Genomic DNA, 10720 nt, shown 5'->3' with positions numbered 1-10720 from the left:
TGGTTGTCGGCCGCGGTGCCGGCCCTCCGGACTCCGTCCTGCGGTCCGTCCCCTCCCGACAGTGGGGGTGAAACGGGGAGGTGCCGGGCTGTAGCGGCGGAGCCGTGTAAGCCCGGTGCCGCTGCCGGACAGCCCCGCGCAGCGGCAACCAGCCCGCCGCAGGCGCAACGGCGAACAACCCCCACGGCGGGAAAGCCGACAACGTGGGGCCCCGGCAAAGCGCAGCGGACCGGCCTAGGCCCCCAGTAGTAGGCAGGGGCCTCCGCAGGACCGATACGTGCTGGTCACCCCGCCGGTACGGTGAGGCCATGAGCAACGGTCCGGGAGCCGGGATCCCCGCGGTGAGCACCGCGATCCTGGCGATGAGCAGGCACCTCGAGGTTCGGGACGTCCTCAAGACCATCGTCGCCTCGGCCCGCGAGCTGCTGGACGCCGAGTACGCCGCCCTGGGCGTGCCCGACGACCACGGCGGCTTCGCCCAGTTCGTGGTGGACGGTGTCAGCGCCGAACAGTGGAAGGCCATCGGGCCGCTGCCCCGCCAGCACGGCATCCTCGCCGCGATGCTGCACAACGCCACCCCGGAACGGCTCGCCGACGTCCGCGAGGACCCCCGCTTCGGCGGCTGGCCCGCCGCCCACCCGGACATGTCCGACTTCCTCGGCCTGCCGGTCGCCGACGGCGACGAGATCCTCGGCGCCCTCTTCCTCGCCAACAAACGCTGCCCCAAGCCGGAGCGCACCTGCGGCTTCACCGAGGAGGACGAGCACCTGCTCGGCATACTCGCCCAGCACGCCGCCATCGCCCTGACCAACGCCCGCCTCTACGAGCGCAGCCGCGAGCTGACCATCGCGGGGGAGCGCGCCCGGCTCGCGCACGAGCTGCACGACGCGGTCGCCCAGAAGCTCTTCTCGCTCCGGCTGACCGCCCAGGCCGCCACCGCCCTGGTCGACCGCGACCCGGCCCGCGCCAAGGGCGAGCTCCACCAGGTCGCCGCGCTGGCCGCGGAGGCCGCCGACGAGCTGCGCGCCGCCGTCGTCGAGCTGCGCCCCGCGGCCCTCGACGAGGACGGCCTGGTCGCCACTCTGCGCTCCCAGGCGCAGGTCCTCGACCGTGCCCACACCGCCCGCGTCACCTTCGCGGCCAACGGCGTCCGCGCGCTCCCTGCCGCCCAGGAGGAGGCGCTGCTCCGGGTCGCCCAGGAGGCGCTGCACAACGCCCTGCGGCACTCGGGCGCCGGCCAGGTCGAGGTGACCCTCACCCGCCACGGCCACGGGGCGCTGCTGCGGGTCGCCGACAACGGCCGCGGCTTCGACACCGGACGGGTCCGCCGGGCCGGCCGCCACCTGGGACTCGTCTCGATGCGGGACCGCGCCGGCGGTGTCGGCGGCAAGCTCAGGGTGGAGTCGGAGCCCGGCAGGGGCACCGCCGTGGAGATGGAGGTACCCGGTGGCTGACACCGGATCGATCCGTGTGCTGCTGGTGGACGATCACCAGGTCGTACGCCGGGGACTGCGCACATTCCTGGAGGTCCAGGACGACATCGAGGTGGTGGGGGAGGCCTCCGACGGCGCCGAGGGCGTCGCGGCCGCCGAACAGCTGCGCCCGGACGTGGTCCTGATGGACGTCAAGATGCCCGGCATGGACGGCATCGAGGCGCTGCGCAAGCTGCGTGAACTCACCAACCCCGCGCGGGTGCTGATCGTCACCAGCTTCACCGAACAGCGCACCGTCGTCCCCGCGCTGCGGGCCGGCGCGGCGGGCTACGTCTACAAGGACATCGACCCCGAGGCGCTGGCCGGCGCCATCCGTTCCGTCCACGCGGGCCATGTCCTGCTCCAGCCCGAGGTCGCCGGCGCCCTGCTCTCCCAGGAGGAGGGCAACAACGGCCAGGGACGGGGCACTTCACTGACCGAGCGGGAGCGCGAGGTGCTCGGCCTGATCGCGGACGGGCGCTCCAACCGCGAGATCGCCCGCGCTCTGGTGCTCTCGGAGAAGACCGTCAAGACGCATGTCTCCAACATCCTGATGAAGCTCGACCTCGCCGACCGGACGCAGGCCGCGCTCTGGGCGGTCCGGCACGGCATCGGGGCCTGACCCCGGCTCGCCACCGTGTCCTCTGCCGCGCTCCCTACCGTGACGTCGAATCGGAACGTCGTCTTCCGGTCCGAGATTCATACTGTCGTGTAGCGGTAGCCCATTTGGCGTATCCCCCGGAGTGTCCCGGCGTTGTGCAGTGCAGCCGCGGCGGCTGGTCGCGGCATCGGCAACGAGGAGCAAGAGAAGTGAAGAACATCAAGCGAGTTGCGGCCATCACGATGGTGGCGGGCGGTCTCGCCGCCGCGGGTGCGGGAGTTGCCTCGGCGCACTCCGGCCCGCAGGCTCTGGGCACCGCGGTGAAGTCCCCGGGTGTCCTCTCCGGCAACCTCGTCCAGGCCCCGATCAGTATCCCCGTGAACGCCTGCGGCAACACCGCCACCATCATCGGCGCCCTCAACCCGGCCTTCGGCAACGACTGCATCAACTTCTGATCGCAGCCCGTCGGCACACTCCGCATGACCGCGCCCAGTGAGGGACCGCACAGCCGTGGTCCGTGCAGGTCATGCCGGACCGGCCCCGTCAACTCCGGGACGCGTGGCCGGTCCCCCCTTCACACAGCCCTGTCAGTGCGGCCCCGCGCCGCCGAGTGAGGAACTCCATCTCATGAACACCGCCAAGAAGGCCGCCCTCGTCCTCGCCACCGCCGGGCTCGCCGCCGGTGCCGCCGCCGGCTCGGCGTTCGCCGACGAGCCGCAGGCCGTCGGGCAGACCGTCAAGTCCCCCGGCGTCGGCTCGGGCAACCTCGTCCAGGCGCCGGTGGCCGTGCCCGTGAACATCAGCGGCAACAGCGCCAACGTCGTCGGCCTGCTCAACCCCGCCTTCGGGAACCACGCCGTGAACCGCTGAGCCCGCCCGGCACGGGGACCGGCACCCCCGGCCACCCAGGGCCGCCGAGGCCCCTCCCTTACGGCCCCGCCGACCGCTTCGCGGTCCGGCGGGGCCTTCCCCGTGCTGCCTGTCTCACCCCCGGCGCCGCTCCTGCTCCTCCACCGCGGAGTTGTACGCCGCCACCTGTGCCCGCCGGGCCGTACGCTCCACCGGCCGCAGCGCCTCGGCGCGCGCCGCGATCTCCGACGAGCTCACCGCCCCGCCGTGCTCCCCGCCCGCGTGAAGGGCGATGTCGATCAGCGCACCGACCCGCTGGGCCAGCTCCAACACCCGTACCGCCCGCGGCGGATAGCCCGGCGCCAGCACCTGCCGCCCGGCCTCCGCGCGCGCCCGGTACGCCTCCAGCGCCGCCTGCGCGACCGGCCCGGCCCCGGCCACATCCAGCTTCGAGAGCACCGCGGTCGCCTCCTGGAGGGCCTGGGCCAGCTCCCGCTCCGCCTCGCCCAGCGACGGCACATCGGCCGGGGGTGCCTCCCGTACCGGCAGGCAGTGCCAGACCACCTCCACGTGCACATCGGGCCCCGCGCCGCCCTCCGGCCCGGCCTCGTATATCTCCGGCACCAGCCCCAGCCCGGCCCCGGCGGCGATCACCGCCTCTCCGGCCTCCAGCGCCCGTGCATTGAATTCCGGCGGCCCGCTCAGCCCCAGCGGATGCCCCGGCACCGGCAGCGCCACCCGCAGGCCGGCCGCCCCCAGCCGCCGCAGCCGGCCCAGCGCCAGGGTCAGACCGGCCGGCGCCTCCTCGCCGGGCAGACCGGCCACGCGGTGCACCGCGTCATCGTCCGCGATACGGTGCGCGGCTTCATCGGGTGAGACAAGTCCGGCCAAAAGGGCATTTCCCCATGATGCCAGCCGTCCTGATCGAGGTTCATCGAGCATGGTCCCCAGCCTAGGGAACGGCACCGACAACGAGTGGCGTAGGTTTGCTGGGGGGATGCGCCTACAGGCGCACGAGACGACCGAGAGCAATGGGAGACAACGCGCTCATGAGCGATGTACTGGAGCTGGTGGACGTATCCGTGGTCCGCGAAGGACGGGCTCTGGTGGAGCAGGTCTCCTGGTCGGTGAAGGAGGGGGAGCGCTGGGTCATCCTCGGCCCCAACGGCGCCGGCAAGACCACCCTCCTGAACGTCGCCTCCAGCTACCTCTTCCCCTCCACCGGGACCGCCGCCGTCCTCGGCGAGCAGCTCGGCCGGGTCGACGTCTTCGACCTGCGCCCGCGCATCGGCATCGCCGGCATCGCGCTCGCCGACAAACTGCCGCGCAGCCAGACCGTCCTGGAGACCGTGCTCACCGCCGCGTACGGCATGACCGCGCACTGGCAGGAGAGCTACGAGGACGTCGACGAGCAGCGCGCCCGCGCCTTCCTCGACCGCCTCGGCATGAACGACTACCTGGACCGCAAGTTCGGCACCCTCTCCGAGGGCGAGCGCAAGCGCACCCTGATCGCCCGCGCGATGATGACCGACCCGGAGCTCCTCCTCCTGGACGAGCCCGCCGCCGGCCTCGACCTCGGCGGCCGCGAGGACCTGGTCCGCCGCCTCGGCCGCCTCGCCCGCGACCCGTACGCGCCCTCGATGATCATGGTCACCCACCATGTCGAGGAGATCCCCCCGGGCTTCACCCACGTCCTGATGATCCGCCAGGGCAAGGTGCTGGCCGCCGGCCCCCTCGACCTCGAACTGACCTCCAGCAACCTCTCCCACTGCTTCGGCCTCCCCCTGGTCGTCGAGCGCAACGGCGACCGCTGGACCGCACAGGGCCTGCCCCTCGGCTGACCGATCGCGCCCTGTCCCGGGGCGCATCGCGGATCTACCATGAAGCCGTGGATCCCTGGGTGTGGTGGCTGATCGCCGCCGTAGGACTGGCCATTCCTCTCGTCGTGACCGCGATGCCCGAATTCGGGATGCTCGCGGTCGGCGCCGTCTCCGGTGCCGTCACCGCTGCGCTCGGTGGCGGCACCGTCCCGCAATTCCTGGTCTTCGCCGCCGTATCGGTCGCGCTGATCGCGGTCGTACGGCCCATCGCCCGGCGCCAACGGGCCCAGGCCCCCCAACTCGCCTCCGGAATCGAGGCGCTCAAGGGCAAGTCCGCCACGGTCCTGGAGCGCGTCGACGGCACCGCGGGCGGCCGTATCAAACTCGCCGGCGAGGTCTGGTCCGCCCGCGCCCTCGACGGCGACCAGGTCTACGAAGTGGGCCAGAAGGTCGATGTCGTCGAGATCGAGGGAGCCACGGCCGTCGTCATCTGACCCGGCCCGCCGACCTGAACACTCTGACCTGAACCCGCTGCACGACGCACCACGTCTCTGAAAGACTGATCAACGGCAACGGACTGACAGCCAAGCCGGCCTGTGGCCGGCACACGGACCAGCAACGAAGGGCACGGGAGCCGCTGTGGAACCGATCATCATCGTCCTGATCATCCTGGTGGTGCTCGTGTTCATCGCACTCATCAAGACGATCCAGGTCATCCCCCAGGCCAGCGCGGCCATCGTCGAACGCTTCGGCCGCTACACCCGCACCCTCAACGCCGGCCTGAACATCGTCGTTCCGTTCATCGACTCCATCCGCAACCGCATCGACCTGCGCGAACAGGTCGTGCCGTTCCCCCCGCAGCCGGTGATCACCCAGGACAACCTGGTCGTGAACATCGACACCGTCATCTACTACCAGGTCACCGACGCGCGCGCCGCCACGTACGAGGTCGCCAGCTACATCCAGGCCATCGAGCAGCTCACCGTCACCACGCTGCGGAACATCATCGGCGGCATGGACCTCGAGCGGACCCTGACCTCCCGTGAGGAGATCAACGCCGCACTGCGCGGCGTCCTCGACGAGGCCACCGGCAAATGGGGCATCCGCGTCAACCGCGTCGAGCTCAAGGCCATCGAGCCGCCGACCTCCATCCAGGACTCGATGGAGAAGCAGATGCGCGCCGACCGTGACAAGCGCGCCGCCATCCTCCAGGCCGAAGGTGTCCGGCAGTCCCAGATCCTGACCGCCGAGGGCGAGAAGCAGTCCTCCATCCTGCGCGCCGAGGGTGAGGCCAAGGCCGCCGCCCTCCGCGCCGAGGGCGAGGCCCAGGCGATCCGGGTGGTCTTCGAGTCCATCCACGCCGGCGACCCGGACCAGAAGCTGCTCTCCTACCAGTACCTCCAGATGCTCCCGAAGATCGCCGAGGGCGACGCCAACAAGCTCTGGATCGTGCCCAGCGAGATCGGCGACGCCCTCAAGGGCCTCGGCGGCGCCATCGGCAACTTCACCCCGCCGACCGGCGGCGGCTCCATCCCCAAGCCCAGCTCCCCGAACCGCGAGACACCCCCCATCGACTGACGCCCGGACACCCTCGTGCATGATCGGTGGTGGCCCCTCGACCTTCACGGCGGGGAGGCGACCACTGACCATGTGAGGAGATGGCCGTGTCCATCTGGGAAGCCGTTGCCGTCCTCGCCGCGGGAGTCGGCGCCGGCACCATCAACACCATCGTCGGCTCCGGCACCCTCATCACCTTCCCGGTGCTGCTGGCCATCGGCCTGCCGCCCGTCACGGCCAATGTCTCCAACACCCTTGGCCTGGTGCCCGGTTCCCTCAGCGGCGCCATCGGCTACCGCCGCGAACTGGCCGGCCAGCGCACCCGGCTGCTGCGGTTCGGCGCCACCGCCTTCGTCGGCGGCCTGGCCGGCGCGATACTGCTGCTCGCACTGCCCTCCGAGGCCTTCGACACGATCGTCCCCATACTGATCGGCCTCGCGCTCGTGCTCGTCATCGCCCAGCCCAGACTGGCCGCCGCACTCCGCGCGCGCCGGGAGAGCAACAACACCACCGCGCACCGCGACGGCGGGATCGCCCTGCTCCTCGGCCTGCTGCTCGCCAGCACCTACGGCGGCTACTTCGGCGCCGCCCAGGGCGTCCTCTACCTCTCCCTGATGGGCCTGCTGCTCGACGAGGACCTGCAGCGCATCAACGCCCTCAAGAACGTCCTTGCGATGATCGTCAACGGCGTGGCGGCGCTCTTCTTCCTCTTCGTCGCGCGCTTCGACTGGACCGCCGTCGCCCTGATCGCGGTCGGCTCCACCCTCGGCGGCCAGATCGGCGCGAAGGTGGGCCGCCGCCTGCCGCCCACCGCCCTCCGGGCCGTCATCGTCGCCGTCGGCCTGGCGGCCATCGCCCAACTCATCCTCAAATAAGGCGAGTTGGGCGACGGCTGCGGGAGTCCCTCAGGCCGGCAGCGCCCCCAGCCAGTCGGGCAGCTCCTCCCGTACGGACACCCCGAGCGCCGAGAGCAGCGCATCCGCCGGCGTCGGCTCGAACGGCTTCCGCAGCAGCCGCATCCCCGCCTGCTCCGGCGTACGGTCCGCTTTACGGTGATTGTCCTCCGCGCACGAGGCGACGGTATTCAGCCAGCTGTCCGCACCGCCCTGCGCCCGCGGCATCACGTGATCCACGGTCGTCGCCCGCCGCCCGCAGTACGCACACCGGTGCTGGTCCCGCACCAGCACCCCCCGCCGCGACCACGGCGCCCGTCTTCGGAACGGCACCCGTACGTATCTGCTGAGCCTGATCACCCGGGGCACCGGGACATCCACCGAAGCGGCACGGATCCGCAGCCCCGGGTGCGCGTTCTCGACCACGGCCTTGTCCTGCATCACCAGCACCACCGCACGCCGCAGCGACACCGTCGACAGCGGTTCGAAGCTCGCATTGAGCACCAGCGTCTCGCGCATCCCGTCCACCTTCCGGACCCGCTCCGCCCCCGCGGCGAAGTTGCTCCACTGTGCAGTGGCAGGTATTCCCCGAACAACGCAATTTCCGTACGCCACAAGGGAAATGGCAGGCGAGGGGAAGGTGAAGAAGAGGTGATCCGGCGGGACTCGTGACCGACACGGCGGCACGGGGAAAGCCGCTCCGGATCCCGCCCCCGTGAAGCACACGGGACCCGGAGCGAACGGCAGCCGGCGAGGACGCCCGCCGTGATGAAGGCGGACTCCGGCAAACAGGGGGCGACACACCTGCGCCCCGCCGCTCCCGCCACTGCGGTACCGGCTGCCCGACGGCCCTTGCAGGCCGTCAGCCAGGTACCACTCTGCGTGCGGGAAGCGCCGGGGCGCAACGGAATTACGGGGCACTCACCGGGCTCAGCCCTGCGCGGGCACCTCGTACTCGGCGATCAGCTGGGCCCGCCCGACCGTATGGAAGCGCAGATTGAACCCGACCACCGCGGGCGAGGCATCCGCATCCGGCCCGAGCTTCTCCTGGTCCACGGCGTACACCGTGAACACATAGCGGTGCGGACCGTCCCCGGGCGGCGGCGCCGCGCCCCCGAAGTCCCGCGTCCCGTAGTCGTTGCGCACATGAACGGCCCCCGCCGGAAGCCCCTTCATGTCACCGCTGCCGGCACCGGCCGGCAGCTCCGTCACCGACGCCGGAATGTCGAACAGCACCCAGTGCCAGAAACCGCTGCCCGTCGGCGCATCCGGGTCGTAGCAGGTGACGGCATAGCTCCCGGTCCCCTCGGGCGCCCCCGTCCACCGCAGCTGCGGCGAACGGTTCCCCTCGGCGAAGACCTGCTCCGGCCGCAGCGTGCCGCCCGGCTCCACCTCCTCGCTCGACACCGCGAACTCCGGTACCGGCGGATGGAAATCGTGCGGGAGCGGCCGCCGCTTCAGCTCGGACACCTCGAACCTCCTGGTCGCTTGCTGACACTCTGTCCGGCCAGGTTAGAGCCAGTTCCGCTTACCGCCGACCTCCGCCAGCCACTGGTTGAGGTATCCGGCCCAGTCGGTCCCCTGGAAGTCGTGGAGGTTCATCGTGAACTGCCGGTACGAGTCCGAGCCCCCGGTGAACAGACCCGGCTTCTTGTCCATCTCCAGCACCACGTCCATCTCGCGGTCGTCGGCGACGAACGACAGCTCGACCTGGTTCAGCCCGCGGTACTGCTGCGGCGCGTAGAACTCGATCTCCTGGTAGAACGGCAGCTTCTGCCGCGTCCCCCGGATCTTCCCCTGCTCCAGGTCGGCGGACTTGAACCGGAACCCGAGCCGGCCGAACGCATCCAGAATCGCCTGCTGCGCCGGCAGCGGGTGCACGTTCACCGGGTCCAGATCACCGGAGTCCAGAGCCCGGGCGATCGCCAGCTCCGTCCGCACCCCGACGCTCATCCCCTTCAGATGCGTCCCGAGGAACGCCGTGATCGGCGTCTCCCACGGAATCTCCAGCCCGAACGGCACGGTGTGCGCGGCACCCGCCTGCACCTGGAACGCGCCGCCCACCTGCAGCTTGGTGAACTCGATGTTCCGCCTCGACTCCCCGTCGCTGGTCTCCACCTCGACGACCGCCTGCAGCCCGACGGACAGCCCCTGGATGTCCTGCGCCACGGACCCGCCCTGGATCCGCACCTCGCCCTGCGCGACGCCACCGGGAACGACGTTCTCCTCGAAGAGGACCGTCTCCACCTTCGCGCCCCCGGCCCCCATGCTCGCCAGCAGCTTCTTGAACCCCATGCTCGTCCTCCCCAGGCGCAACGCCTGTGCTCAGTGCAAACTCACCCGGGATCCCGGCCGCGCCCCTCCCGGCACGCCGCCTGTGACCCCGTTGAATGTCGCCGAATATCGTCGAACTTCTTCGAACCTCTGGAAACGCGGAACGGCGCAGACCGGTTCCGCGAGCCACACCTTCCCAACCCCGACGCCCCCGTGGCCAGTCGCCCACCCATTTGCCTGCACTAGGCTCGGTGCACATGACCGACGTACCGGAACGTATGCCGCTCTCCCGCGACTTCTTCGACCGCCCGGTTCTGGACGTCGCCCCCGATCTTCTCGGCCGCACCCTCGTACGCCACACCCCCGACGGCCCGATCGAACTCCGCCTGACAGAGGTCGAGGCCTACGACGGCGAAACCGACCCCGGCTCCCACGCCTACCGCGGCCGCACCGCCCGCAACGCCGCGATGTTCGGCCCGCCCGGCCACGCCTACGTCTACTTCATCTACGGCATGTGGTTCAGCCTCAACCTGGTCTGCGGCCCCGAGGGCAAGGCCAGCGGTGTCCTCCTGCGCGCCGGCGAAATCCTCACCGGCACGCCCCTGGCCGCCGCCCGCCGCCCCAAGGCCCGCACCTCCCATGAACTGGCCAAGGGCCCGGCCCGCCTGGCCACCGCCCTGGACATCGACCGCACCCTGGACGGCACCGACGTCTGCCACGGCGGCGACCCCACCGCCCCGCTCTCCGTCCTCTACGGCACCCCCGCAGCGCCCGCCCGGGTACGCAACGGCCCCCGCGTCGGCGTGGGCGGCGACGGCGCCGACCACCCTTGGCGCTACTGGATCGCGGACGAGCCCACCATCAGCCAGTACCGCCCGCACACCCCGCGCCGCCGCACCACTTCTCCCACGTGACTGCCGAGCCCCCCGACTCCCCATGGCTACTTGACTCTCCACGGCCAAACGCCTAACGTAGCCCGAGCCGCTAGAGACGGGCAGCGCCATTTGCGCAGACCGCCAGGCGGCACAACCAACCACTACGTACGCTTCCCTAACGGGTCGTCTTTGGCGTTGCCAAAATTCGATTCCGTCGGCCCGATTATGAGCCGCAAGGGAAAGACGGTAAAGTAGTTGCCACGCCGAAAGGCGCGCACAACCCCCTCCGACGGGAAATCGGAACCGAAATTCGACCGGAAACGGCGAGGCCCGGATCTGCTAAAGTCGGAAAGACCGAAAAGCGAAAGCCGGACGGTCA

13 protein-coding genes are annotated in these 10720 nt (G+C 70.8%); 9 read left to right on the top strand and 4 right to left on the bottom strand.

The features are described from left to right. Nucleotides 1-308: 308 nt before the first annotated feature. The 4 genes from ADL29_RS38395 (at nucleotide 309) to ADL29_RS38380 (ending at nucleotide 2943) form a co-directional block, all read left to right on the top strand. The gene (locus tag ADL29_RS38395) at nucleotides 309-1454 is read left to right on the top strand and encodes a GAF domain-containing sensor histidine kinase (RefSeq protein ID WP_053928107.1); all 1146 of its coding nucleotides are present in this window, start codon (nucleotides 309-311) and stop codon (nucleotides 1452-1454) included. Continuing rightward, complete coding sequence (locus ADL29_RS38390) at nucleotides 1447-2094, top strand: response regulator (protein WP_053928106.1); 648 nt, start codon at nucleotides 1447-1449, stop codon at nucleotides 2092-2094. Before ADL29_RS38395 ends, ADL29_RS38390 begins: the two co-directional genes overlap by 8 nt. Before the next feature lie 188 nt (nucleotides 2095-2282). Further along, nucleotides 2283-2528 (top strand): chaplin, encoded by a 246-nt coding sequence (locus ADL29_RS38385; RefSeq protein ID WP_046928705.1) that lies wholly within the window; start codon nucleotides 2283-2285, stop codon nucleotides 2526-2528. Nucleotides 2529-2700: 172 nt separating this feature from the next. Next, nucleotides 2701-2943 carry a chaplin gene (locus ADL29_RS38380; RefSeq protein ID WP_046928706.1) on the top strand — a complete coding sequence of 81 codons (243 nt, stop codon included), beginning with the start codon at nucleotides 2701-2703 and terminating at the stop codon, nucleotides 2941-2943. 114 nt (nucleotides 2944-3057) lie between these two features. Here ADL29_RS38380 and ADL29_RS38375 read toward each other — a convergent pair whose 3' ends face one another. After that, the gene (locus ADL29_RS38375) at nucleotides 3058-3864 is read right to left on the bottom strand and encodes a hypothetical protein (protein ID WP_053928105.1); all 807 of its coding nucleotides are present in this window, start codon (nucleotides 3862-3864) and stop codon (nucleotides 3058-3060) included. Nucleotides 3865-3953: 89 nt separating this feature from the next. Between ADL29_RS38375 and ADL29_RS38370 the strand changes: the two genes are divergently transcribed. The 4 genes from ADL29_RS38370 (at nucleotide 3954) to ADL29_RS38355 (ending at nucleotide 7174) form a co-directional block, all read left to right on the top strand. Further along, the gene (locus tag ADL29_RS38370; RefSeq protein WP_046928708.1) at nucleotides 3954-4763 is read left to right on the top strand and encodes an ABC transporter ATP-binding protein; all 810 of its coding nucleotides are present in this window, start codon (nucleotides 3954-3956) and stop codon (nucleotides 4761-4763) included. Between the two features lie 59 nt (nucleotides 4764-4822). Then, complete coding sequence (locus tag ADL29_RS38365; RefSeq protein ID WP_053928109.1) at nucleotides 4823-5236, top strand: NfeD family protein; 414 nt, start codon at nucleotides 4823-4825, stop codon at nucleotides 5234-5236. A 145-nt stretch (nucleotides 5237-5381) separates the two neighbouring features. Next, entirely contained in the window at nucleotides 5382-6320 is a 939-nt protein-coding gene (locus ADL29_RS38360) for an SPFH domain-containing protein (RefSeq protein ID WP_046928709.1), read from the top strand. Between the two features lie 86 nt (nucleotides 6321-6406). Beyond that, nucleotides 6407-7174, top strand: coding sequence for a sulfite exporter TauE/SafE family protein (locus tag ADL29_RS38355; RefSeq protein ID WP_053928108.1), 768 nt, complete (start codon nucleotides 6407-6409; stop codon nucleotides 7172-7174). Nucleotides 7175-7204: 30 nt separating this feature from the next. On the opposite strand, the gene ADL29_RS38350 is transcribed toward ADL29_RS38355, so the two are convergent. From ADL29_RS38350 to ADL29_RS38340, 3 genes are all read right to left on the bottom strand, one after another. Beyond that, on the bottom strand, nucleotides 7205-7711 hold the full coding sequence (locus tag ADL29_RS38350; RefSeq protein WP_053928104.1) for an HNH endonuclease: 507 nt from the start codon (nucleotides 7709-7711) through the stop codon (nucleotides 7205-7207). A gap of 411 nt (nucleotides 7712-8122) precedes the next feature. Continuing rightward, on the bottom strand, nucleotides 8123-8662 hold the full coding sequence (locus ADL29_RS38345; protein ID WP_053928103.1) for a YbhB/YbcL family Raf kinase inhibitor-like protein: 540 nt from the start codon (nucleotides 8660-8662) through the stop codon (nucleotides 8123-8125). 42 nt (nucleotides 8663-8704) lie between these two features. Then, nucleotides 8705-9487, bottom strand: a complete 783-nt coding sequence (locus ADL29_RS38340; RefSeq protein ID WP_053928102.1) for a sporulation protein — start codon at nucleotides 9485-9487, stop codon at nucleotides 8705-8707. 236 nt (nucleotides 9488-9723) lie between these two features. Here ADL29_RS38340 and ADL29_RS38335 point away from each other — a divergent pair, with 236 nt between their 5' ends. Then, nucleotides 9724-10380 carry a DNA-3-methyladenine glycosylase gene (locus ADL29_RS38335; RefSeq protein WP_053928101.1) on the top strand — a complete coding sequence of 219 codons (657 nt, stop codon included), beginning with the start codon at nucleotides 9724-9726 and terminating at the stop codon, nucleotides 10378-10380. Nucleotides 10381-10720: the final 340 nt, after the last annotated feature.

The organism is Streptomyces chattanoogensis, from assembly GCF_001294335.1.
Lineage (GTDB): Bacteria > Actinomycetota > Actinomycetes > Streptomycetales > Streptomycetaceae > Streptomyces > Streptomyces chattanoogensis.
This window is presented reverse-complemented; position numbering and strand designations above follow the sequence as displayed.